Annotated in this window: 21 protein-coding genes and 4 tRNA genes; 10 read left to right on the plus strand and 15 right to left on the minus strand. The window is 41.9% G+C overall.

Going from position 1 to position 24,548, the window contains the following annotated elements:
* Window positions 1–158 precede the first annotated feature (158 nt).
* Window positions 159–1,340 (minus strand): S1C family serine protease, encoded by a 1,182-nt coding sequence (locus FTU03_RS02955; protein WP_004782756.1) that lies wholly within the window; start codon window positions 1,338–1,340, stop codon window positions 159–161.
* A gap of 170 nt (window positions 1,341–1,510) precedes the next feature.
* Here FTU03_RS02955 and FTU03_RS02960 point away from each other — a divergent pair, with 170 nt between their 5' ends.
* The 7 genes from FTU03_RS02960 (at window position 1,511) to FTU03_RS02990 (ending at window position 4,296) form a co-directional block, all read left to right on the plus strand.
* The gene (locus tag FTU03_RS02960; protein WP_179991999.1) at window positions 1,511–2,269 is read left to right on the plus strand and encodes a Nif3-like dinuclear metal center hexameric protein; all 759 of its coding nucleotides are present in this window, start codon (window positions 1,511–1,513) and stop codon (window positions 2,267–2,269) included.
* A 153-nt stretch (window positions 2,270–2,422) separates the two neighbouring features.
* Window positions 2,423–3,049 (plus strand): superoxide dismutase, encoded by a 627-nt coding sequence (locus FTU03_RS02965; RefSeq protein WP_004782758.1) that lies wholly within the window; start codon window positions 2,423–2,425, stop codon window positions 3,047–3,049.
* Window positions 3,050–3,197: 148 nt separating this feature from the next.
* Window positions 3,198–3,273 (plus strand) — tRNA-Asn (locus FTU03_RS02970).
* Window positions 3,274–3,279: 6 nt separating this feature from the next.
* Window positions 3,280–3,355, plus strand: a tRNA-Asn gene (locus tag FTU03_RS02975).
* 277 nt (window positions 3,356–3,632) lie between these two features.
* Window positions 3,633–3,708 (plus strand) — tRNA-Asn (locus FTU03_RS02980).
* Window positions 3,709–3,714: 6 nt separating this feature from the next.
* Window positions 3,715–3,790 (plus strand) — tRNA-Asn (locus FTU03_RS02985).
* Window positions 3,791–3,861: 71 nt separating this feature from the next.
* Complete coding sequence (locus FTU03_RS02990; RefSeq protein ID WP_125279766.1) at window positions 3,862–4,296, plus strand: DUF2726 domain-containing protein; 435 nt, start codon at window positions 3,862–3,864, stop codon at window positions 4,294–4,296.
* Window positions 4,297–4,301: 5 nt separating this feature from the next.
* Here FTU03_RS02990 and FTU03_RS02995 read toward each other — a convergent pair whose 3' ends face one another.
* The 6 genes from FTU03_RS02995 to glnA all read right to left on the minus strand — a co-directional run bounded on the left by FTU03_RS02995 (window position 4,302) and on the right by glnA (window position 9,206).
* Window positions 4,302–4,562, minus strand: a complete 261-nt coding sequence (locus FTU03_RS02995) for a hypothetical protein (RefSeq protein ID WP_179992000.1) — start codon at window positions 4,560–4,562, stop codon at window positions 4,302–4,304.
* 110 nt (window positions 4,563–4,672) lie between these two features.
* Window positions 4,673–5,923, minus strand: coding sequence for a S9 family peptidase (locus FTU03_RS03000; protein WP_179992001.1), 1,251 nt, complete (start codon window positions 5,921–5,923; stop codon window positions 4,673–4,675).
* Between the two features lie 106 nt (window positions 5,924–6,029).
* Window positions 6,030–6,908 (minus strand): 4-hydroxybenzoate octaprenyltransferase, encoded by an 879-nt coding sequence (gene ubiA, locus FTU03_RS03005; protein ID WP_179992002.1) that lies wholly within the window; start codon window positions 6,906–6,908, stop codon window positions 6,030–6,032.
* Between the two features lie 6 nt (window positions 6,909–6,914).
* Window positions 6,915–7,436, minus strand: a complete 522-nt coding sequence (locus FTU03_RS03010; RefSeq protein WP_257224146.1) for a chorismate lyase — start codon at window positions 7,434–7,436, stop codon at window positions 6,915–6,917.
* A complete protein-coding gene (locus tag FTU03_RS03015) occupies window positions 7,429–7,704 on the minus strand; it encodes a hypothetical protein (protein WP_179992003.1) in 276 nt (91 codons plus the stop codon). Before FTU03_RS03015 ends, FTU03_RS03010 begins: the two co-directional genes overlap by 8 nt.
* A gap of 86 nt (window positions 7,705–7,790) precedes the next feature.
* Complete coding sequence (gene glnA / locus FTU03_RS03020; protein ID WP_171064793.1) at window positions 7,791–9,206, minus strand: type I glutamate--ammonia ligase; 1,416 nt, start codon at window positions 9,204–9,206, stop codon at window positions 7,791–7,793.
* A gap of 990 nt (window positions 9,207–10,196) precedes the next feature.
* Here glnA and FTU03_RS03025 point away from each other — a divergent pair.
* Window positions 10,197–11,411, plus strand: a complete 1,215-nt coding sequence (locus FTU03_RS03025) for an integrase arm-type DNA-binding domain-containing protein (RefSeq protein WP_179992004.1) — start codon at window positions 10,197–10,199, stop codon at window positions 11,409–11,411.
* Window positions 11,412–11,423: 12 nt separating this feature from the next.
* Entirely contained in the window at window positions 11,424–11,663 is a 240-nt protein-coding gene (locus FTU03_RS03030; RefSeq protein WP_179992005.1) for a hypothetical protein, read from the plus strand.
* 193 nt (window positions 11,664–11,856) lie between these two features.
* Here the strand turns inward: FTU03_RS03030 and FTU03_RS03035 are convergent, their stop codons facing one another.
* Together FTU03_RS03035 and FTU03_RS03040 are read right to left on the minus strand one after the other, a co-directional pair.
* Window positions 11,857–12,372 (minus strand): glycosyl hydrolase 108 family protein, encoded by a 516-nt coding sequence (locus tag FTU03_RS03035; RefSeq protein WP_179992129.1) that lies wholly within the window; start codon window positions 12,370–12,372, stop codon window positions 11,857–11,859.
* 248 nt (window positions 12,373–12,620) lie between these two features.
* Window positions 12,621–13,181, minus strand: a complete 561-nt coding sequence (locus FTU03_RS03040; protein WP_179992006.1) for a hypothetical protein — start codon at window positions 13,179–13,181, stop codon at window positions 12,621–12,623.
* A 147-nt stretch (window positions 13,182–13,328) separates the two neighbouring features.
* Here FTU03_RS03040 and FTU03_RS03045 point away from each other — a divergent pair, with 147 nt between their 5' ends.
* Window positions 13,329–15,266 carry an acyltransferase family protein gene (locus tag FTU03_RS03045; RefSeq protein ID WP_179992007.1) on the plus strand — a complete coding sequence of 646 codons (1,938 nt, stop codon included), beginning with the start codon at window positions 13,329–13,331 and terminating at the stop codon, window positions 15,264–15,266.
* Between the two features lie 37 nt (window positions 15,267–15,303).
* Here FTU03_RS03045 and FTU03_RS03050 read toward each other — a convergent pair whose 3' ends face one another.
* The 6 genes from FTU03_RS03050 to FTU03_RS03075 are packed head-to-tail and all read right to left on the minus strand — an operon-like array spanning window position 15,304 to window position 24,523.
* On the minus strand, window positions 15,304–17,358 hold the full coding sequence (locus FTU03_RS03050; protein ID WP_179992008.1) for a polysaccharide deacetylase family protein: 2,055 nt from the start codon (window positions 17,356–17,358) through the stop codon (window positions 15,304–15,306).
* A 39-nt stretch (window positions 17,359–17,397) separates the two neighbouring features.
* A complete protein-coding gene (locus FTU03_RS03055) occupies window positions 17,398–20,271 on the minus strand; it encodes a host specificity factor TipJ family phage tail protein (protein ID WP_179992009.1) in 2,874 nt (957 codons plus the stop codon).
* Window positions 20,246–20,620: a hypothetical protein gene (locus tag FTU03_RS03060; protein ID WP_179992010.1), complete on the minus strand. Its 375-nt coding sequence runs from the start codon at window positions 20,618–20,620 to the stop codon at window positions 20,246–20,248. Before FTU03_RS03060 ends, FTU03_RS03055 begins: the two co-directional genes overlap by 26 nt.
* Window positions 20,617–21,141, minus strand: a complete 525-nt coding sequence (locus tag FTU03_RS03065) for a DUF1833 family protein (protein WP_179992011.1) — start codon at window positions 21,139–21,141, stop codon at window positions 20,617–20,619. Before FTU03_RS03065 ends, FTU03_RS03060 begins: the two co-directional genes overlap by 4 nt.
* Window positions 21,141–21,617: a hypothetical protein gene (locus FTU03_RS03070; RefSeq protein WP_373684489.1), complete on the minus strand. Its 477-nt coding sequence runs from the start codon at window positions 21,615–21,617 to the stop codon at window positions 21,141–21,143. Before FTU03_RS03070 ends, FTU03_RS03065 begins: the two co-directional genes overlap by 1 nt.
* Complete coding sequence (locus FTU03_RS03075; protein ID WP_179992012.1) at window positions 21,617–24,523, minus strand: hypothetical protein; 2,907 nt, start codon at window positions 24,521–24,523, stop codon at window positions 21,617–21,619. Before FTU03_RS03075 ends, FTU03_RS03070 begins: the two co-directional genes overlap by 1 nt.
* Window positions 24,524–24,548: the final 25 nt, after the last annotated feature.

Genomic DNA, 24,548 nt, shown 5'->3' on the forward strand with positions numbered 1-24,548 from the left:
AAGTGAAGGTAAAGAATGTTGAAGGGTGCAATCTAAATTTTCAGATAAAGTCATAAAAAAATGAGCGTATTTACATACACTCATTTTTACTACATTTTACTAATATTTGCTTAACTGACTGGCATTACTCACATGGAGGGATTTTCCTGAAGAAAAAATTACTGACCTGGTAAAGGAATATATTGTGAAGAACTGCTTTGCGTTTTACGTTCACTAATCACCACATCCAGTGTCATAGTTTTTCCAGCGCGTTCTACTTCAATCTGAACAGTACTGTTTGGGGCCTGTAAAGCGACAAAATTAATCAGATGTGAGGCAGAAGTAATCACTTCATTATTCACCTTAATGATTTTATCACCACGCTGGATGCCAGCTTTTGCTGCAGGTCCATTTTCCAGCACTTCAGCGACCACTACACCTGATTCTTTAGGTTGTAATACATCATTACGTTCTGTCGGCAACAGACTGATACCCAGCCAGCCACGAACGACACGGCCATCTTTCAGGATTGCATTCATCACTTGCTGACAGATTTTAGCGGGAATCGCAAAACCAATCCCCAGTGAGCCACCTGTTTGGGAGAAGATTGCTGTATTTACCCCGATCAGGTTACCAGCAACATCAATCAATGCACCACCCGAGTTACCCGGGTTAATTGCAGCATCTGTCTGAATAAAGTCTTCATAGGTATTGATGCCCAGATCAGAACGGCCTGTCGCAGAAATAATCCCCTGAGTCACGGTTTGACCGACACCAAACGGGTTACCAATAGCCAGAACAACATCACCGACTTCATTGCCACTCAGCTTGAATGGCAAAACTGGCAATTGTTCAAGTTCGATCTTGATTACAGCCAAATCCGTATCTGGGTCTGTACCCACGACCTTGGCTTCGGCACGGCGTCCATCATGCAAAGCCACCACAATCTGGTCTGCTTGTGCAATCACGTGGTTATTGGTCAGGATATAACCATCAGGACGTACAATTACACCTGAACCTAAACTGTTTTCATTTGGACTCTGACCAAACTGGTCTGGCAACTGATCACCGAAAAATTCACGGAAGACTGGATCAGTCAGTAAAGGGTGCGCCTGCTGTTTTACTTTTTGTGTGGTAAAGATATTCACCACCGCAGGTGCTGCGACTTTCACGGCGGCACTATAGGAGACAACCCCTCCAGAACGCGAAGTATCAATCAACGGTTCTACTTTTTCAGCAGGCATTTTTACGCCATCCGGCGCAATCGGTGATTTAGGTTTCTGCAGCTGCTGCCACCCCAAAAAACCGATAATGACTAAAATCAGTAACACCCAAGGTAACCATGTAAAGGTGCGGCGCACTTTGCTATCCTCTAAAATATTTTAATTCGTTGATGACTAAGTAATTTGTATCCTATTGTAATGCCAAATACATAACTAAACACAAAAAAATCCACAGAGATTTGTGCTGCTTTAGTTACAATTGGACAAATAAATAAGAATTGGCAAGTTTATAAACTGACAGGAATTTTATGGCGAATTTAAACGATATTATCCGCTGGTGCGATCAGACTTTGGCATCTTCCGAATTTAAGGACTATGCACCGAATGGCTTACAGATCGAAGGCCGCACTGAAGTCAATAAAATTTTATGTGCGGTTACTGCCTCACAAACTGCTATCGAAGCTGCGATTGAACAAGGTGCTGATTTGTTACTGGTTCACCATGGTTATTTCTGGAAAGGTGAAGCCTACCCGATTACCGGGATGCGTGGTAAACGAATTAAAAGCCTGATCCAAAATGATATTTCGCTTGTTGGTTATCACCTGCCTTTAGACAGCCATCCAACTCTGGGAAATAATGCTGCGATTGCAGACCTGCTGGAACTGGAAAACCTTGAACAGCTTGATCCGAATGAGCGCCGTCCAATTGGGAATATTGGTTATTTAAAACAGGCCATGACGCCAGAAGGATTCAAAGCCTATGTTTCAGAAAGACTCGGTTATGATGCGTTACATTTACCTGCTGAAAAAAACCTGATTCAAAAAGTCGGTTTCTGTACCGGTGGTGCACAGGATTATATTCATAAAGCGGCAGCACAAGACTGTGATGCTTATATTTCTGGCGAAGTCAGTGAACGTACTTTTTATGATGCTCAGGAACTGGATGTCCATTATTATGCCTGCGGCCACCACGCCACTGAAAAATATGGTGTACAACGTCTGGCTAAAGCTATTTCAGAACAATTTAATATTGAGTATAGTTATTTCGAATTAAACAATCCGATTTAATTTCGATTGGCAAGTAGATGAGTGGCTTTATCTTTAAATTTTCAGGCTTTATTCTGTATTGTTATTTATACACAGTGCCCATTTTTGCCTAAGAATCTATTACAATAACGCCACTTATTGTCAAAACCCAGCAAAATGCAAGGAATTGAAAACATGACAACCATTACTTTACCACCATTACCATACGACTACGACGCTCTTGCTCCACACATCAGCAAAGAAACTTTAGAATACCACCACGACAAACACCACAATACTTATGTGGTTAACCTGAACAACCTGATCGCTGGTACTGAGCTTGAAGGCAAAACGCTAGAAGAAATCATCAAAGCAACTGCTGGTGATTCATCTAAAGCAGGTGTATTTAACAACGCTGCGCAGGTATGGAACCACACATTCTACTGGAACTGCTTGACTAAAAACGGTGGCGGTAAAGCAACTGGCGCTTTGGCTGCAAAAATTGACGAAGCTTTCGGTTCTTACGAAAAATTTGCTGAAGAGTTCGCAACTGCTGCTGCAACTCAGTTCGGTTCAGGTTGGGCTTGGTTAGTTGCTGATGAAGTAAACGGCAACCTGTCTATCCTTAAAACTTCAAATGCTGACACTCCAATGGCGCACGGTAAAATTGCTGTGTTGACAATCGATGTTTGGGAACACGCTTACTACATCGACTACCGTAACGCTCGTCCTAAATACATCTCTACTTTCCTAGAAAGCCTGGTGAACTGGGACTACGCAAATGCGAAATATGCAGGTCAACCTGCTGGTGTTGAGAAATAATTTTTTATTTCCAGCTTAAAAAAATCACCCTTCATGGGTGATTTTTTTATTTTTAGGTCTGAGATGCATATTAAAAAAGCAAATGATTCATTTCTTTACAGGAATTGATTGACGGTCTTTGTTTTCCTGCCTAAAATGCGCATCAGATTCTCCAATAGCTCAGTCGGTAGAGCGACGGACTGTTAATCCGCAGGTCCCTGGTTCGAGCCCAGGTTGGAGAGCCAATCTATTCTCCCATAGCTCAGTCGGTAGAGCGACGGACTGTTAATCCGCAGGTCCCTGGTTCGAGCCCAGGTGGGAGAGCCAAGATTCTGAAAAAACCCACTCATTATGAAGTGGGTTTTTTTATGTCTGCATTTTGGATTAAATATTTATATGAGTCCTGTTTGTAGTTTTAGCGACTTGCAACCATGGCAGCGAATAATCACACAACCCCTCTACCCTTAATCTGGGTTTACATAAACATAACATTTTGAACTACAATCATTTTTGATTATTTTTAAAACACTTGATTCAGTTTTTTTAGCTTTTTTATAAAAGTGCCTTGACCCCTTTTTAAATCTCTCTATAATCGCTTGCAGATTCTCCAATAGCTCAGTCGGTAGAGCGACGGACTGTTAATCCGCAGGTCCCTGGTTCGAGCCCAGGTTGGAGAGCCAATCTATTCTCCCATAGCTCAGTCGGTAGAGCGACGGACTGTTAATCCGCAGGTCCCTGGTTCGAGCCCAGGTGGGAGAGCCAAGATTCTGAAAAACCCACTCATTGCGAAGTGGGTTTTTTTATTCTTTTCTCTTTTATGATCCGTATTTGATTTGAGTCAGTTTATATTCTTTGTGATTGGCTGTCTGGCAAGCTTTGCCTTAATTTGCCTGCTCTTCCCCCATCTGTTTACCCGCCAGACGAAATTCTATCCCAAGCGTGTCATTACAGCTTTCGAAAGCAAGATGTTTACTCGCCTGAAAGATGCTTTTCCGCATCATCACATTCTGGCACAGGTCGCATTTAGTGCTTTGATCACACATGACAATATGAAAATGCGCAGCAAGTTCAACCGTAAAGTGACCGATTTTGTGGTGATGGACCGGGAATATAATGTAGTGGCGATTATAGAACTGGATGACCCTAGCCATATTGGCAAGGAACAGGAAGATGCGGAACGCGATGCGATGCTGATTGCTGCCGGCTACACAGTCATCCGCTACACTGAAATTCCAACGATCCGGCAGCTTCAAAGAGATTTGAGATAAATAGTTTAATGAGAGGAATTTGTTTCAGCTTCGGAAGCAGCTTGAGTTGCTTGAGCCGCCTGCTCTGCCTTTGATTTTTCAGCCGCTTCGCGTGCTTCAATCTGGGCAATCATGTCAGCCTGTTGCTGTTTATATTTTTCCTGATTTTTCGCATCGCTATTAACTGCCAGAAATGCCATGGTCACCAAAAAAATTGGAACACACAAAGCCAAGGTTCCAAAGATAAGCAATTTTTTGATACTGCGGGGTTTTGTCTGTTCCGACATAACGAGCCTACACTGATAACCTATAATCTTAAGCCACTATAACAAACTTAAATGATTGCTCAAGGCCTAGCATCACAAGGAATAAAAAGGAGCCGAAGCTCCTTTTAGGATTAAGGATTGACAGAAATACCTGAAGGCATATAGGTATTAATAAAGGTCAGCAGCTGGGTTCTGCTTTGTACAATGGCCTCGGTATGTGAAGCATTCTTTACCTCTACAAAATTCACTGTGGTTCCCATATCTTTCAAGCCCTGTTGTAAAGTATTTGTTACTGGATACGGAACAGCCATATCTGCAGTACCTTGAATGATCATCACAGGAACATTAATTTTTTCAGTTGCAGGCTGATTGTTCTCAAGGAACTTTTCAACCGACGAATTATTCTGGAAGTTTTCTACTAATCCCGGATAGTCCACGACCGTTTTTTCCGGATTATTCACCAGATAATCATCAATATCTTGCATATATTCAGTAATCAATGGCCCTAAACAAAGTCCATTTTCTCCAGTCGTGCCTTCCGCCTTTTCAGCCACAATCCCTGCACGGCTTGAGAATATATTGCGATAGTTAAAGCCTGGTTCATAAGCTTTAATCCCTACAGCCACATAAGCCGCATATGCCAGTAATTCTGCATAGACCGCTTTCGCAGCATTATCTTGTCCAGCCTCAACCAAAGCATTAAGCGCTTGCGGTGCTACTTCACTGATAATATAACCCAGACTTGAAGCCGGAGCTGCTGCAATTGCTGCCTTATAATTTGGATCTTCATCGGCAAACTGGGCTGTGGCAAGTGATGCGTGTCCTCCCTGGGATTGTCCCACTGAGACCCAGGCACCATTAAATCGATTTCCTTGTTGTTCTTTAAAGGCTCTTACTGCATAGATAGCCGATTGTGCCGCACTTTTTAAATTTAAATAAGGATGGATCCCCCGAGTACCTAATCCTTCATAATCGGGTGCAACAATCACATATCCCTGTGCAAGCAAGCTGCTGGCCAATCCTCTAAAATTATTATTCAGCTGGTTATTACTTGGTGCACAAGAATCACCGCTACCCACCGTGCCATGTTCCCAAACCACCACCCTCCATCCGTTTTGAGGTTGAGGTATATTTGGATAAAACACCATGGCTGTCGCTTCAGCCCGTTCACCATTTACGTTTGGCATATTATAGCGTATGACTTGAATATCCGATGCTTCAGGCAAGGTATCCTCATCATAAGACTGTTGACTTAAAAATACCCTTTCCTGTGGTCGGAACGAATCATTATCATCGTCATTACACGCAGTCATAAACAATGACATGGAACATACCAGTGCCAGACAGGTTTTTTTGAAACCGTTTTTCACTACATTATTCATATTCTAACCCCTTATTGTTGTTTATGATTTTCATGAAGAATCTTGAATTAAGCATAAAAAAAAGCACCCTTATAGGATGCTTTTGTTATGAATCGACAAGGTGCAGTTACAGAAGCGCGGCAAAGATTCCAAGAAAAATCATCAGCCCCACCCAACGGTTATGACGGAAAGCCCAGAAACAGCGCTGCGGGTCCTTATCTCGAGTTTTTGACCATTGATAAATAAAATCAATTGCGACGGCTAGAAGCCCCATCAGGCCAAATGGAACAAGCAAATCCTCAATCCATAATGCCGTGCCAATCAAGACCAGACTTAGAACCTGTAAGGTACTAATGATCTGAATATCATGCTGACCGAATAAAATGGCTGTCGATTTTACTCCAATCTTTAAATCATACTCACGATCGGTAATCGCATATTGCGTGTCATAGGCTACGGTCCAAGCCAGATTGCCAAAATAGAGAAGCCAGCAGGTTAGGTCTGGTGTCTGCCCGACAGCGGTATAGGCCATCGGAATGGACCAGGAAAATGCAGCTCCCAAAAATACCTGCGGCAAATGGGTATAGCGTTTCATAAACGGATAAATGAACGCTAAAAACAAGGCTCCAAAGGACCAGTAAAAGGTTTCAATCGGCAGGAAAAATAACAGGCAGGCACTGACTGCGACGAGCACCAGAAAGACCATCACTGCTTCTTTAGCACTAATAATACCGGTGGCTAAGGGACGGGTTTTGGTACGCTCGACATGCGCATCCACTTTACGGTCGGCAAAGTCATTAATGGCACAGCCCGCTGCGCGCATAAAAATTACACCTAGAATCATCAGCACTAGAATACTGAGATCAGGGATTCCTTTTGCTGCGACCCATAGCGCCCATATGGTCGGCCAGAAGACCAGCTCTGTGCCAATTGGCTTATCAAAACGACAAAGATAATAATAGGCGCTCAGACGTTCACGCCAGGTAATTGCTTGTGCAGTTGCCATATCAAGTTAAGCCTGTTGATTTTGTATAAAGTGTTCAAATGCCGGTAAAAATGTTTCTTGTACGATAAATTTACAACCATGCCAAGTATAGCAGCTCTGACGGGTCCAACCCTCTTCCAGATAAATCACACGTCGTTCACAGTTTGGATTGGTCCGCTGGAATAATAGCCAGCCAATCGGCTTCGATCCAATATGCTGAAAAATCCGCGCACGTTTTTGCAAGCTTAATATCGGAAATATACTTTTTGCTTTGACCCAAGGCTGCTCTTCACAGCCATATAAATAACTTTCTCGCACCCAGGACGTATGCTGATGTGGCATCTGCATCCAACGGGAATCTACAAATTCCAGACGCTGAAAATGTTCCTGCTGTGGTTCTACCCGAAACTGTCCACCGGCCAGATCTGTTAACTGCTGCGTCAATGATCCCGAGGCATACAGCCATTCTCGAAGCGCGGCGGGTATATGCGGTCCATGCAGATTTTTAAATTTTACACTCACAACGTTATCAACTTCACGATTAGGCATTATCTGTCTTGGCAATCACTTCATACTTTCCACTTGGCAGCTTTTTCAAAATCATGCCATCTGTGGTGAGATAAAAACTTTGTGGATAGTCATAGTTCAGAGCCAGCTCAGGATGACGTAATGCCACAAACTCGACCTGCTTATAACCCTCAGGTGTACGCGCTACTTCTACATAGGTCACTTCAGAAAAATTCAGTTTAAAGCCTTTGCTATGATCCTGAGGATCAATCCAGGGAAAAAAGCCGGTATGTCTTTTACGTTGTGCCATAACTTCATATCTTTGATCAATAACAGCATCATACAAAAAAACCCGCACAAAGGCGGGTCTTTTTTACAGTGAAATTCAGATCAGAATTACAGGCTGTAGTACATGTCGAATTCAACTGGGTGAGTAGTCGTGTTTAGACGACGTACATCTTCAGTCTTAAGTTCGATGTAAGCATCAAGCATTTCTTTAGTAAACACGCCACCTTTAAGCAGGTAGTCATGATCTTCTTTAAGAGATTCAAGTGCCATTTCAAGGCTGTGTGCCACTGTAGGGATTTTCGCTTCTTCTTCAGGAGGAAGATCGTACAGGTTCTTGTCAGCAGCTTCACCTGGGTGAATCTTGTTTTGGATACCGTCGATACCCGCCATCAACAATGCAGCGAAACCTAGGTACGGGTTCATCATTGGATCAGGGAAACGTGCTTCAATACGTTTGCCTTTAGGGCTAGAAACGTAAGGAATACGGATAGAAGCTGAACGGTTACGCGCTGAGTAAGCAAGCATAATCGGTGCTTCGAAGTGCGGTACCAAACGTTTGTATGAGTTTGTAGATGGGTTAGTGATCGCATTCAATGAACGAGCATGTTTGATCACACCACCGATGAAGTACAATGCCATTTCTGAAAGGCCTGCATATTCATCACCAGCAAACAGGTTCTTGCCATCTTTAGAGATCGACATGTGAACGTGCATACCTGAACCGTTATCGCCTACCATTGGTTTAGGCATAAAGGTTGCAGTTTTAGCGTATTGGTGCGCAACGTTCCAAACAGCATATTTGAACTGTTGTACTTCGTCAGCTTTACGAACCATTGTGTTGAAGCTCACGCCAATTTCTAACTGGCAAGATGCAACTTCGTGATGATGTACTTCTACACGACCTGGGCCCATGATTTCTTCAATTTTTGCACACATGTCTGCACGCATATCTTGATGAGAATCAACAGGAGGAACTGGGAAATAACCACCTTTAACACGTGGACGGTGACCTGAGTTACCTGCTTCGTAATCTTTACCAGTAGACCAGGCAGCTTCTTCAGCGATCAATGTGTGGCGAGCGCCAGACATGTCGATGTCCCATTTCACTTCGTCAAATACGAAGAATTCTGGTTCTGGACCGAAGAATGCAGTATCACCGATACCTGTAGATTTCAGGTATTCTTCTGCACGGCGAGCAATCGAACGTGGGTCACGTTCATAACCTTGACCAGTTGATGGTTCGATAACGTCACAAGTCACAACAACAGTTGGCTCTGCAAAGAACGGGTCGATGAAACCTGTTTCTGCATCTGGACGTAAGATCATGTCCGATGCTTCGATGCCTTTCCAACCTGCGATTGAAGAACCGTCAAACATTTTGCCGTCTTCAAACGTATCTTCATCAATACTGTCTGCTGGATAAGTAACGTGCTGTTCTTTACCCTTGGTATCAGTAAAGCGAAAATCGACCCATTTCGCGCCACTTTCTTGTATGAGTTGAAGGACCTTGTTCGCCATGCTCATTTTGCTCCGATGTTTTTTGTTGCACTCGCAAAGTGCGTGTTAGAAGTTGGTATCTATTAAGCAATTAGCGTACCAACTTTTAAAAGTATATCTAAAATCTTGAAATCTTTATAAGAAAACATAGGAAGATAAAAATACCTTGTCGCTATTATACTGTGACTTAAACTAAATGCACTATATTCAAGCATTCTTCCTGAGATTTGTTACAGGTATTTTTTTAGCGCACCTAAATAGTGCGACGATTTCATATTAGGTAAGAATAGGAGCACTTTTCAGTGAGGATTTGCGTTTTTATGCTAATTTAGTTTAAAAAATATTCAATTTCGTTTAATTCTGGTTAATTTTTACCAGTTACAAAGCGCAATATGTAGGTTTATGTACTTAAAAATATCACTATTTTGAGTCACTTTTATTCAAATTGCCGATCTTATCGTTTGATTTATCCCATGCATTATTATTCAAATGATGTTTTTTTCAGCATCATTACTTTAATAATTTAAAACCTATTTATTTTTAATTTAAAAAAATAATAACTGCAATATTTATTTAAACTTACTTTTCGTCAGTTAATTACTTATACGCACATTTAAAATATTTAAAAGGCTGTGAGCTAATCACCAGGCTGAAAATTGAAAAATTATTGCGCCCGATGTGGCTATTTTTTGCTATGATGAGGCGTGCTTTATTTTCACACAATGAAATCAACGATTTAGTCGTGTATTCCCTAGACTTGCAACAAGTCCCGATAAAGCTCAATCTGGATCACTTTAGCACAGTTAAGTGCAATAATTTCAATAGGTTAAGCTCATGCTTCTAATGATCGAAAATGAGCACAGCAATTAAATACTATAAAATGCCATTAAACCAATTTTTCACCTTCTTTATTTTCCAGCCTTCCGTATTAAATGCCCTTAAATGGAATTAAATTGTATTAATCACATTTGTGAGTAAGATTGTGAGTAACAACATTCAATTTTTTTCGTTACTCACATGCTCAACGATACAAAGCTCAAAAAACTAAAACCAATGGAGAAGGCATACCGTATTGCCGATCAAGGCGGCCTATGTATTGAAGTCCGTTCCACCGGTGCAAAGCTCTGGCGTGTTCGCTATCGTTTCGCTGGCAAGGCATCCATGATCAGTCTGGGTGAATACCCTATTGTTAGCCTGGCTGAAGCACGGCAAAAGCAGGAAGAAATTAAATCGCTGCTTGCTAACAACATCGATCCGGCTGTACATCGCCAGCAGGAAAAAGCCAGCATGTTGTGTGATGAGAATAGTTTTGAAGCCATTGCCAAAGAATATGCCGCTAATCGCCTGCAGGATAAATCTCAAACCTATATCGATGCCTTTCACCGGGCAATGGAAAAAGACATTTATAAAGTGATTGGTCACAAGAATATTAAAGATGTCACCTCTGCCGATGTTCTGAAGATCATGCAAAATACGGTGAAACGGGTTAAAGGTCAGGATAACCATGGCACTGGTGAAGTGACCGCGATTGAAAACAGAAAGAAGGTTGGTTCTGTGATGCGGTATGCCATTGCAACATTAAGAGCCGAGAATGATCCAACTTATGCAGTCCGTGAAGTCATCGCACGACCAGATGTAGAACATGCCAGACCATTAACCCTGACCGAAAGGAAAATGTTTAGAGCACGGATCGATAGTTATGGTGGTGCTGAGTCAACGGTCAATTCTATTTTATTTTTGTTCTATACCATGCTTCGTACGATTGAAGTGCGGCGTCTACAGTGGTCATTTATCGACTTTGAAAACCGCATTATTACGTTTGAAAAGCAGTCTAGGGAACAGCTTAAAAAAGGCATGCGCCTGACTAAGAAAAATAGAACCCATGTTGTTCCGATGTCAGAGCAGGTGTATCAGTTGTTGCTTAAACAAAAGAAGCTTACTGGCCGCAAAAAGTATGTTTTTGAAGGCGTCTATAATGGTGGGATGATGCCAGCCACTACGATCAACCGGGCATTGCAGTATATTATGCAGAATGTCACAGCACATGATTTCAGGGCTACTGCATCCACCCTGCTGAATGAGCTTGGTTATGATGAAAAGTGGATTGAAACGCAGCTGGCTCATGCTGATGAGAATAAAACACGTGCCACCTATAACCATGCTAAGTATCTAGCGGACCGTAAAAAAATGATGCAGGATTGGGCTGATATTGTGGATGGGTGGAAACAATAAAAAGGAATAATAATGAGCTACGGCTACCCTCACTATATAAAGAAGAATGACAAATATTTGGCCTATCGGATCCAGACTGATGAGTATGATTTCTGGGAAGTGTCTGAACTGGATGCTATGTATTCAGGTGGCTGGTACTGGGATAAGGATTTTGAGAAAGCTAAACAGTTCTATAGCAAGTATGAGGCTGAGAAGTTTTTGAGAGATAAGCGCGGGGAGTTTTGGGAAGGTGTGGAGATAACAAGACAATGAAAACATGGACCTACTTTTATATAGTGCACACGATAAAGAATGGGGAGATTTTTAGGAAGGAAGCTGGGTGGGCAGTAAATAAGTAAATGTAGCCAAAGCCCTCACTTAGAGGGCTTTTACGCATATCCCAACATTCACATTCGTTGTAATTGAATGAGCTGTGCAGCCTGATAGGAGGAGGCACAGCATTAAACTAATTGTCTTGAGCTGCATATTTTAGATTATCCGCAACACGATTAGTCCAGCCTTTGCCCCATGTCGGCCAAGTGCTTAAGGACGTGTAAAACCTTAGTCGCTCAGCAGTTAAAGTTAGAATCACATCATTTAGATCTTGAGCATTCACGGCTTCCATGGTTTTAGGTCCAATAATTCCATCTGCAGTTACGCCAACCGCCTGCTGTAATTCTTGGATTGCACGCTTCTTACCGGCATTAATTGCGAAATCCCAGAGTTGAAAGGTAATCGCTGAATGTATGCCATTGCCGCCTAATTTATCCCACCAGTCTTTTTTGTAGATTTCTTTGGCCTGAGCAAGTGATAAATTTTTAATATCCAGATTTGGATAAGTATTTGCAGCAATACCGTACTTAGTGCCTTTTAATACGCCTACCCCTACCTTACCACCAGTCCAGTTGCCCGGGTCGCGCTTATCATTGGTATACCCGCCTTCATGACCGATCAAGCGCCGGAATGCTTCATCAAAAGTAATTGAATCCACTGGTAACTTTGCAAAGCCCAGAATAGTTGGCTCTGGGTGTAGCTCGGGCTGATATTTCTTTTTACCAAAGTAGGCCAGTGCAGGCAGTACGATGGTTAAAATCAGTGAATGGTATTCAGCCGGAATGAGCTGTGTATTGATTCCTTCCTGCAGTAAAACAGGAATAACGCCCAATAAAAAAGCCCCAATTAGGGGCCATTTAACACTGGTATATTTCAGTGCATTTTCTTGTATAAATTTCATTTTGTGTCACCCATATAGTTTCGTTCATAAAGCTTATTTCGGATTTCTTCCACTGTTCTTAAAAGCTGATCAGATTGTTTTTCAAGGACCTGAATTTTTTGACTATTCGCCATTGCCAAGGTATTCACCGTGTCACTCTTAGCTGTTTGATTGTTCCATGCAGCTGCAAATACCCCGATTATTGCTATACCGCCCCAACGTACCAGATTAGTAACGCTGTCGATTTTAGTCTTGCTTTCATTCAGCACTCGAATCTGCATATCAACTTCCTTATGCTTAACCTCAGCATCCATTCGCAGCTGCTTTATATCAGCTCGAATACTTGATTTTGTTCGGTCTAGATCTGCTTCAAAATCCCCTTTTGCCTGTTGCAGGTTGTTATCCAGGTGTTTTTGCTTTTCCTGAAGTTGATCAAACTGCATGCTCATCCGGTCAATCTTTTGAGGCACATCAGCCAATTTTTCCATGCTTTGCCGCAACTGATTGATGTTGTCTGAAATTGCGTAAAGCTGACTTGGTGTTATTGGTGGCGGATCAGTTGAATAATCGTTGGACATTGCGCCCCCTAAATTTTGGTAATAAAAAACCCTGATCTAATTAAAGATCAGGGTTGGTAGTGGTTTGTTGGGTAGTAAAAGTCATTTAACTTTTATCAGTTAGTCTATAAAATCGATTCGATTTTTTATAGAAAAATACAACATATTATGAGTCAAAAATTTAGATACGATATTAATGGATTAAGAGCCTACGCAGTTGCGCTGGTTGTATTATTCCACTTTGGAGTTTTTGGCTTCGCTGGCGGTTTTGTTGGTGTAGATGTTTTCTTTGTCATTTCGGGTTTTTTAATGACAAGTATCATTGTTAAGGGTTTAGAAAATAGAACCTTTAACTTTCTAAAATTCTATCTCTCACGCGCAAACCGAATAATTCCAGCCTTATTTGTCCTATGCTCTGTAGTCGGATTGGTTGGATGGTTCACCCTAACACCGCAAGAACTCAAGGAATACGCAAAACACGCCATAACCAGCTTAGGTTTTATTTCAAATATTCAGTACTTTAAAGAAGCCGGGTATTTTGATGCGGCTTCTCATGAAAAATTACTGTTACACACTTGGTCCCTCTCCGTTGAGTGGCAATTCTATATTTTATTGCCGATATTCTTATTCATTATTTATCGCATCAAACAAAGTAAAAATGCCATAAAAATTGCCTTTACTGGATTATTTGCAGCCTCTTTGGTTTTAGCTCTTTATTTGACTCCAAAAATGCCAACTGCATCCTTTTTCCTTTTGCCAACTCGTGCTTGGGAAATGCTGGCGGGTGGTTTAATATTTTTATTTTTCAATAAAATTAATTTAACTCAGCAACGGTCAACTGCAATTGAACTGGTTGGATTTGCATTGATTGCCCTATCCGTTGCTTCGTTCACCGGTTCGACACCATGGCCTTCATACAATGCAATATTGCCAGTCTTAGGTACTTTTTTAATACTATTAGCATCTAATCAAAGTTCATTATTAACGAACAATAAAGTTGCTCAGTTTTTAGGAAATACATCTTATTCAATATACTTATGGCATTGGCCATTGGTTTTCTATCTAAACTATTTAGAAAAATCAAATAATGCGTTGTGGATCATAAGTGCAATTATTTTATCTGTGGTTTTAGGATGGTTGTCATATAGATATATTGAAAATCCATCGCGTAAATTTTTATCAAATCTCAGCTTGACTAACGGATATGTGGTTACGTTTATCTATGTTGCTATTCCTATAGTTATTTTTGCTTTAATTTTTATCAAAAATGGATTTCCTTCTAGATTAACGCAAGAAGAACAAATAATTATTGCTCAAGCAGATAATAAAAATCCAATGATGTCAAAATGCCATATTTTCAGCGGCTTGAATCTTCCGGAGTGTGTGCACGGGAATGGAGATATAGGTTTACTTGTCGTTGGTGATAGTCATGCTATGGCAATGATGCCCGGAGTAATCAAGTCTCTTCCTTCAAACAAATCAGCAATAGAATGGAGTTATTCTGGTTGCCCTGCTGCTGAAGGTGTTAAGAAGTTAAATAGCCCTGAACTTAAATGTAGCGAATTTATTGATACTGTTCTTGAGAAAAAAGACAAATACCCTAATACCCCTATTCTCATCATCAACCGAACAAATACATTATTTCATGGTGCACCCGATGCTGACCCAGATCTAACGAAACCATTGCGATATATTGGAGAGCCTTCATCTACTTATAGCGATGTGTACTATGCAAAAATGAAAAATGCTTATATTGATACGCTATGTAAGTTTTCTGAAAACCATGAGGTGTACGTAACAACACCTGTACCAGTCTACCCAAGAAATGTTCCAAAATCACTAGCCCACCAATCCATGATAACTGGAAAATCAGATTGGAAAATCCCTTATATTGAACACAAAAAACTCAGCGCTATAACACTTGATGCTCTTAATATCGCATCAAAAAAATGTGGTATTAAGGTATTGGATACTACTGATTATTTCTGTGATTCTAATTACTGTTACCCGAATAAAGATGGTGTCCCGCTTTATTATGATGATGATCATCTAAGCGTTTTTGGTGCTGAGCAATTAACACCATTGTTCAGAACTATATTTGATTAACAAAAAAGCCTGCTTATTACTATAAGCAGGCTTTTTATCAACTTGCGCCAACTATTTTCCCATTTGCTGTAATCTTAAAACCACTATCATTTTCAACTATATTGCCGAAAGTCTGAAAAGCGTCACGTGGTTTCATAATCTTGCAGCCTTTCGACTTGATGTAATTAATTAATTCGGTTAAGTCAGCGTATGAATTAGCGTCCCAGAAGTTTATGGCAGAAACATGCGTACAGATGACAAGCCAACCATTGCTTGCGGCAGCCTGATCAACCAAAGCTTTGTGTCTTGCAACTCTATCGACTTGCTTACCCCAGCTTGTTCGGCTAATTAGCTCGTTTCTGATGGTTGTAAAAGTTTCAACCCTTACAGCGCCATCATAGTCGTAACAAGCAGGATAGTACATCTGCACAATACTTCGGGCTTCCGCATCATCTTTACCGTATGGCAAAACAAAACCATTCGCTTCAAATCCATTTTGAGTACACCATTGTTTTGCTTTGTAGACTTCTTGATGCTTTTGCTCTGTTGTTAGCCCACCTTCAACTAAATTAGCATGTGTGTAAGCGTGGTTTAACACTTCAAAATACTTTTCATCACTATGCAGTTCTTGTAGTTGAGCCATCGTCATAAAATTAGTCTGACCAATGTTTGTCGGTACAATTGCAGCACCGAAAGGGACATCCATACTTTTCATGAATGGGTATAGCCCACTATAAACTTCCGCCTTACCATCATCATCAATAAATGATACTACCCCACCAGTTGCGAGGCTAGGGGTTCTGTACAGTGAGTTAAAATCAAATACAGCCGCTTGACTAATCTTTTCACTTAAAGCGTTGACCTTCAGGTCAACATCACGTTTATAAGCAACATCGGAGCTATTAGTAATTTTAACCGCTGCGATAGCTTTGGCTAAATCAAGCGCAGTGCCTGCTTGATTGCGTAAAAAGAATCTAACATACGGGGCGCTTTCTGAGATTGTTATCGAGTATGAACTATTGTTGATCCAAAGAGTGCCATTGTGTGGTACTTTGGCTGTTTGTGAAGTATTTACGCCGAAAAAATACCCCCCATTTGGTCTTGAAAAGTTAATAACAGTACCCGGCAACATCTTGTAAACAGGCGATCTTGCAGCGATTGTTGATTCAGTTTCATCTCCAGACACATTAACGTACCCAAGAACAAAGTCGTTATACAGGTTTACACTAACTTTTTCAGCTTTTGCAGCGATTGTTGGATTTGCTGAAGCAGTAGTAACTTCTATAAATCTCTTAGCACCCTCATTGATAACAACTTTAGCCACCCCATCCTTATCAGTTAAAGGTGCGCCCATCCACTGCGAGCGGATAAAGCCATCCTCAGTAATGGTTGTTGTTGTTTCTATAGGTGTTGCATAAGTCGAAGGTTGTACAGAGCGTACAAATACGCCGCTTGCGTCATAAACAAGAATCGCAGGATAATTACCTCCCCCAGAAGAATTTGTTTTGGTAAACACGCTAACCACATCACCAGATTTCACAGAAATCAAGTCCGTAGATGCGGCGTTAGCAGATTGCAGCTTGTTATTATTTGCATTGTAATAATAGGGATCATAGAATGCAGAGCTATTGCACCGAGTAGCCCCGTCATTCGCGTTCACATAAGCCTTGGCATTCTCTTCCGCGGCATTGGCTTTGGTGGTTGCGTCTGCTGCTGCAAGATCCTTATCACTCAAACCAGTATCGACCCAAGTACCCGTAACAGGCGTGACTCCTTCAGCACTAGTGCGATTCCAACGATAGATTTTGCGAGTATCATCGGCACGTGCACGCATTTCAGCAACAGCGGGTTTGGCAGCCAGAAGTAGAGCTTCGGTGGTGTATCCCTTGTAGAAGCCCTGAGCCACCACTTGATCAGCCTTGGCATTCAAAGCAGCTACAGCTGCAATACCATTATCTTCAATTTCTTTAATCGCCAATGGAGCTGATTTATATTGGTCGCCATACCGAGGGGTTACAATTGTTTCCTCATTCACCGCCTTGCCAAGATTATCCACATCGATATCGGCATTAATTAACTTTTCTCTTGTCACTGGTTGTTGTTGATCAGCCATATTTCTCTCCGGCATTAAAAAACCACCCGAAGGTGGCTGTTAAATCAAATTGTTTATGTGGTCTTTGTCGTTGCTGTAGTAGCGCCTATCGTATTTGATTGCAGTTATCCCGGTTTCAAAAGTTCCACTCGGTGATTTTTCCTGTATCAAATAGGCTTCACTTTCCCGATCGCTTGCCTTGGTGATGCTATAGGTGGCACTTACAACCTTGCCTATAACCAAAGGCATAAGGGGTATTCGGGCCAACTGCACTTGGTTTGAATTAAGTTGGTCAACAATATTAATAACATCAACTGATCCATCTTTTAGCTGTAGGTGAATAACATAACTTTCACCTTCCTCAAGATTGACATCATTATCTAGAGTTAAAACTGTATTGTTCTGCGCTTCTACTTCACCACTACCGAGCATTTTAAAAACGTCATCAACTACAGCAATGCGGTCATTGCGTGTAACCAGATCAGCCTCACCGTAGGCGGTAAACTCAATATTTTTACGATTAAAACGAAGTTTATTCCATGCCCGATGTGCTAAAAGATGCGCCTGAACAGCATTGGTCACACCATTGCTTTCGATAGTCTTGTAGTTAGACAGACCGTCATGCGGCAACTTAATGACTGCCTCAGCATAATCATCAGCCTCATCACGCCACTTGAATTCAATGCCTTCATATCCCTCCTGCGTGCCAAACAATCTGGTTTTATTTGGGCTTTCAGGTTTTATATTCCGGTGATTGAATAAAATTAAGGAATTTGGCGTTTCTTTTTCAAAAGTGAAAAAGTGCTTTCCGTTTTCCTGACGCGCTGTACAGAAAACTGCCTCCGCTACTGCAAAGGCCATTTCCTGATAGCTAGATTCCTTGTTATCGAAGGTGTAATTAAACTCACATGCTTTTGATGTTCCGAAGTAAGCCTTAATTTCATCAGAAGCGTCATACAGCGAATCAACATCAACTTCCGATATATCAAAACGGCCAATGAGTGGATCGATAGCCATATTAATGACAATGTCTGCAAAGTTGCTAGTTGGTATGCGTTCAGCAGATCGAGTGCCACTGCGGTATGAATAAAGTTTGCGTACCACTGGCAGGTTCAGTTCTGATGCATTTGTACCAGATCCAATAGCAAGACGTTTTAATCTGATCGTCGTATCGTATTCATAAGCAGTCTTTTTCGTTTCATAGAAACTGTAAGCACTTTCAAATACCACATCATCAATCAGATTTGCACTACTGCCATTATCGTTAATACGCTTGGCACGGAAACGGAATTGACCGGTAAACGGTAATGCCTCACGTACCGTTGCCCCCACTTGGTCACGGTTGTTGGCCTTGCCCTGCATCCCCAATCCTGTTTTGTAGATTTGTCCAGTCGGCACACCGTCAACCACCTGTTGGTAGTGGACTTCAATAGCAACCTGCTTGGCTCGATCCCCTTCATAGATACCATTGGCCGCCAAAAAGTTCAGCATCATGCCTTCGGTGTCTTTATTTCCAGCATAGTACCAACCAATAAAGTTTTCGCTTGTGCCTTTGAATGTGATGCTCCGCCCAAGCATATCTGCAATCTGCTGCTGTGTAAGGCTTGATAAAAGAAGCCAATCCGGATTGACTGATGCTGGATTCACTAGGGTAATATCGTTGGCTGAAACCGATGAAATGGTGTATGTGCCACTAAGGTCGATATTCTCATCATGGTCTGTCAAGACAGCAGACAAAATACCGCTGCCATCCGCTGACATTCGGCCAAAATTAATATTGGTCTCCATATAACTGGATGCTAATTCAACTTCATAGAACCATGCTCCAGCTGAACCGGTCTTGGTGATGCTGGAAACAGAATATTCCCCCGCTAAATTTAATTGTCCTTCTACAGGATCATCAATCGTGAGCGAGGATATGCGAATTTTCTTATAGCTATCTGGATCACTGATATTTACAGAAGATGCAATTGTTAAAATACCAGCGGCCGAAACATCCGTGGTGCCTGAAATATTGGAATTGGGTGCCGAGCCATAAATCGCATTTTCAATAATGATCTGCTCACCATTGACAAAGTGGTCATTAAAGTCAGCGTATGCATTCTGAGATTGATACAAGAATGCCGCTGTGATGCTATCCCATGAATACTTATCTAGTTTTCCTTGCACAGTTGACCCTGAAACAGAAACCGTATTCCCGTTAAAACTTACGCCTTTGTAAACTTTCATGGCGTTATTTGGCGAAATTAACTTCTGTTTACCATCAACCGAACTCACTTGCTTTGCCACAATTGGTGGATCATTAAATGCTTCACCAATCTGAATCTGTGCAGTTCCGGTGGTCAGCGTATTTGGCTCATAAACGCTTAAACTCGCCCCTTCAATTGTATTGATCGGGGTTTCACCTTCTTTGATTTGGTCAGAATCTATTTCAAAATATCCGGTGCCAATCGAAAGTAATGCTTCCTCAACCTGCACATTGTCTGCGTAGTAGCGGTACAGAGGTGCAATCAGATCTGGGATAGATTTTACTTTCCCGTAGATGTCTGGTGCACGCTCACTGGTACGGTGTTTATTCTGACGTGAAGCCAGACTGTTGTTACCCGACCCTGATGCCTGATCAGGAATCTCAGGCATGTTCATGTAGGTGTAGATTGCCAGTGCTGCTGATAGCACGGTTACCACAACCAAGAATATGGTAAGTGGATCCCCAGCATGGCAAAGCACAAAATAATCACCATCTGCATGCAGCAATTGAAGTGCTTCTTCTTTGGTTTTTGGTGTTACATCATTCTGGGCGCAAATGCTGTCTTTATACAGGCGAGCTTCTGGATATTCTTCCCGAATATTTAGCCAGTCTTTAAGCAAGCACTCATACTCTTTTTCACTGTATTCAGTCGGATCAAGCTCATTGGGATAAATACGAAGCTTCATAAAATCTAAACCTTGAATAATTTCGCTCTAGAGACCGAAGTTCCTGAAAATGCACACCGATTTCGGACAGGTGTAAAACACGACCGCAATAAAAAAGCCCCACATGGGAGCTATTTAAAAGATTGGTCATTAGGACAATGCAGCCATCTTTCGGCCTCTCGATCCTTTTGTTTTTGATTGTCGTAACACGCGAAGTCTGGATACTTTGCTTTAAATCACCAGTTAGCCCTATAAAGCTTGGCGAATAATCCTTTTCAAAAAGGTGCTGTGCTGCTTCAATCAGAAAATGCACACAATGATATTTTTTAGGGTCATATTGCCGGTCCAGCAAGGCATCAACACTTTTCATATCAATCCTCTGAGGTCTGGATAGTCCTTAAAGTTATAGGTCCTGCCAGTCCTAACACTGTTCTTTCTAGTGTTTGCCGCTTCGAATGTTGTGGCCTGATAATCCTGATTCATTTGTGCCACATGCAGACCACGAATCAATTCAATCGGTGTGGCCTTGGTAAGCACCATAGAGGCAGCATCAAAAGCAAACGAGCGATAAATTACCTGTGGCTTTTCGTCACTCGATGCATCTTCAATCAACTTGATCAACGGTGGCACCACTTCACCTAAATCCCCAACTGTGATTTTCAGGGATTGATCCAGATCATCAGAGGTATTGCCTCGTTGGATCATCACCGGGATAAATTCAAACATGGCCGGCTGACCATTCTCCAAAGTGACAGAAATGCCATCCGGGTGATTAGTCACAAGGCGAATTGGGTTGGGCCAAAGTGAATGACTAATTTCAAGTGTTTCCAGCAATACCACGCTGGGCGCACTATCCAGATGAAAATCCTTAATATCATCAACTGTAATCATCACACCCCCAAGGCATTCGGCATTGTTTCGTTCACTAGCTTCTCAAGTAAATTCAGCATCTCAAGTGGACTACCTGATTCCCATAAGTCGATAATGCTTTGATCAAAAGCTAAATCACCATTGTTCAATGGTTTACATCGCACTTGAAATGACACGGAATAAACCACACCGCTACGCTCACCGACTGATATGGAATTAGCAACAAACTGACAGGTATGATCCTGTGCTTCAGCTGAGTCAGTTATCAGTCGCCATAAAAATGGCTTTGGATCGAGTGTATGCAATCGCCAAAATGCCCAGAAGTACTGAGCATGGGTTTTGGTTTTAAGCAGTACGGATACATTGGCCACATGCACGTTATTTACAAACATTCTTCGCTGACGGGCGAACCCACCAAGAAGTTGCTGCTCCAGCATGCTGTTGCCAGGTGAAAAGGAATACCCGGCTTGTAACGGGCATAATGCGAAACTGTTCACTATCGCTTCACTCCTGCTGTTGTATTGCGCTGGATTTGCTTGGATTCATACGAGTTAGGATTGCTAAGATTCCCCCAAGACCGCTTAATTTGCTTCTCAACAATATCAATCGTCACAGCACCATCAGCACCGCGACTTTGCTCAGCCGTGTACCCAGGAGGAACATTGATATTGATTTGAGGTCCATTGTTGTTCTGATTGGTAATCATGTTTTTCAAATCGGCATTCGTCCGACTATCAACAACACGTTCGCCCTTATCCAAAAGCCATGTGCCTTCTTTCGGGATATTGTCGATACCATCATGGGCCATACCTGCAATGGTTTGGCCGGCGATGATACCTGCGCTCATGTATCCATTGATCTTGATCAAGGATGAAAGTGGAGCACCAGCAACCGGCCCTAAACCAATAGGAGGTGGTGCCAACGCTGCCGCAGAAGCAACATTGGCATAGATAATTGCTTGGGCTGCTGCCATTGACTGCTGAATCAAAAACATTGCCTTGAAAGCGCTAGACTGCTCACCTTGGCTGTCTTTGACGAGTTGGGTCATGTTGCCCCAAATCGAACTGACTTGAGATAACATTTCACCATACAGGTTCATTTTATTGTTGTATTGCTGAAACTCTAACTCCCACTCTTGGCTTGCATACTCTTCCGTTAGAGCTTTTTTAGCGTCCAGATAGGTTTTATACGCATCATTGAGTCGCGCATATTTTTCTGTTTCACTTAAAAACTCATCATCTTCAATAGCTGCACGAGCAGAATAAAGACTATCAGCAAGCTGAGAATAACCATCTTGCTGGTTGTTATTAATGCTCCATTGGTCATACTGGCTGGAACTTAGAGATGCTTTTGCTCTGGCATTTACACCAATACCCACCATATCGCTGATCGGATTGTTTATTGCGCTGAATGCGGCTTGCTTTTTTGCATCCTGAGCTTTTTTAAACTCGGCGATATCTTTTTCATAAACCAGTCTTTGAAGCTTTAAATACTTCTCACGGCTTGGATCATTTTCTGCAAAAGCCTCCTTGATTTCTTGAATAGAAACGGCATTTTCATACTCAATTTTTTCCTGCCCAGAAAGAAACTCTTTAGCAATAGCATGCTGCTTTCTTAAAGCTTCTTCTCTCAGTTTTTGAGTATCCTCATTAGCCTTTGCAACAATTGACACCTCTGCCTGAGCGTCCTTGAGCATCTCACTCGTTCCTTTATAGCCAAGAACAGAGACATGCACGTGCCCACCAGTAGATCGCCCAGATGGATTCGCATATTCATTAATTGCCTTAATGGTAAAGCCGTATTTTTTGGCTACTTCTTGTAGTCGCTTAATTGAGGCATTGGCTTCACTTGCATCCTTAACAGTAAAGTCAAAAGCCTGACCAACTGCATGCTTGCTATTAGTACCTTTGTGATAGCTGTCATTAAAAGCCGTAAAACGGTTAAGCTGAGAACCCAAAGCATCCTGAGTTAATTTGGCAAATTCCGCTGTATAGCCTCTAACCTGACCACCAGCAATAGACTCACTGGACTTAATACGCAGTCCGTTTAATGCAGAAGCACCAACAAGACCATTAAGTTTTGCTTGTTCTTTCGCTAATTTTTCAGCTGCTTTTGCCTGCTTTTCTTTGGCTTTGGCGTTTTCATCAGCTGTTTTAGTGTCTAAAGCAATACCTTTTGCTGTTTGATTAGAAGCAGTGTTGACGGCCAGAATAGCATTTACCAAATTGTTAGATGATGTGCTTGCGGTTGAATTGGATTCACTTAGTGAATTTATACGAGTGCCATAATCGTCTAAAGTGGCAGCAATATCATCAAACATGATATTCAGGGTATTAATCTTTTCACCCTTAAGTGCTGCAATAGCTGCTGCCACACCACCAATCAATTTACCAGCTATGCTAAAAGCCGCTGAAACTCCAAGCGCAACTTTGGTTACTGTTCTTAATACAGAACCAATGCCCTCACCAACCTGTTGAAGCTGAATACCATTTTTCGATGTACCAAAAATTGCATTTGCTACATCCACGATTGCTGGCATAAATCCAGATACTAACTGGTTTTTCCAGCCTTGAAATTGAAGGTTAACAGCCTGTGTTTGTGCTGCCAGAAGTTGAGATTGCTTGATAGCTTCTTCTGTTTTGAGTATCCCGGCATCTTCCAATGCCCTGCCGTAGTCGTCCAGAAGTTTTCCATTTTCTGCGAATAACGGTGCAAGATTCCCTAGATCTGATGCCAAGCTTTCAAATACAAAGCGACGTTCTTGCGAGGTAACACCAAGCTCATCCAATTTATCATTAAGCATTTGGATTGCTTCAATACCATCCTTGCCCTGAAGTGTTTTGGCGAATGACTTGATCTGATCTTCAGATAGTTTTGTATTATTCTTTAGGGCATCAAAGAAGTCGGCAGCCCCACCACCCTGAGTTGCACTAAATTCACCCAGTTTTTCTTGTGTATCAGCCAGAATAGAACCTAGTTGATCTTGTGACACACCCAAACCTTGGGATGCATACTCCAAGATCTGAAAACTTTTTACGCTTGTATTTGCTCGGTTTGCCAAAACCTGTAATTGACTATCTGCCTTTGCTGTTTCAATTGCTAGATGAGTTAGCCCACCAACAGCAGCCGTTATACCTCCAACCGCCATACCAGCCAGTGCTGCGCCCGCAACAAGAACCCCGCCTTTTAGCGATGCCATTTTGGTATTAAATGAATCAACAAGCGATCCTAATTGCGTTCCACCTAATGCATCTGCAACTTGATCTTTAAATCCAGCAAATGCCTTATTCATGCCATCAGTGGTTTGTTTAGTCTTGCGTTCTGCCTGCGTCATACCCTGTTCAAATGAACCGAGTTTTACTGCTAAATCTAGGGTCAGTCGACCAAGGGATGCTGCTGCCATAACTTTTCCTCAGGCAATAAAAAAG

It is taken from the genome of Acinetobacter sp. YH12046, from assembly GCF_013419905.1.
Classification (GTDB): domain Bacteria; phylum Pseudomonadota; class Gammaproteobacteria; order Pseudomonadales; family Moraxellaceae; genus Acinetobacter.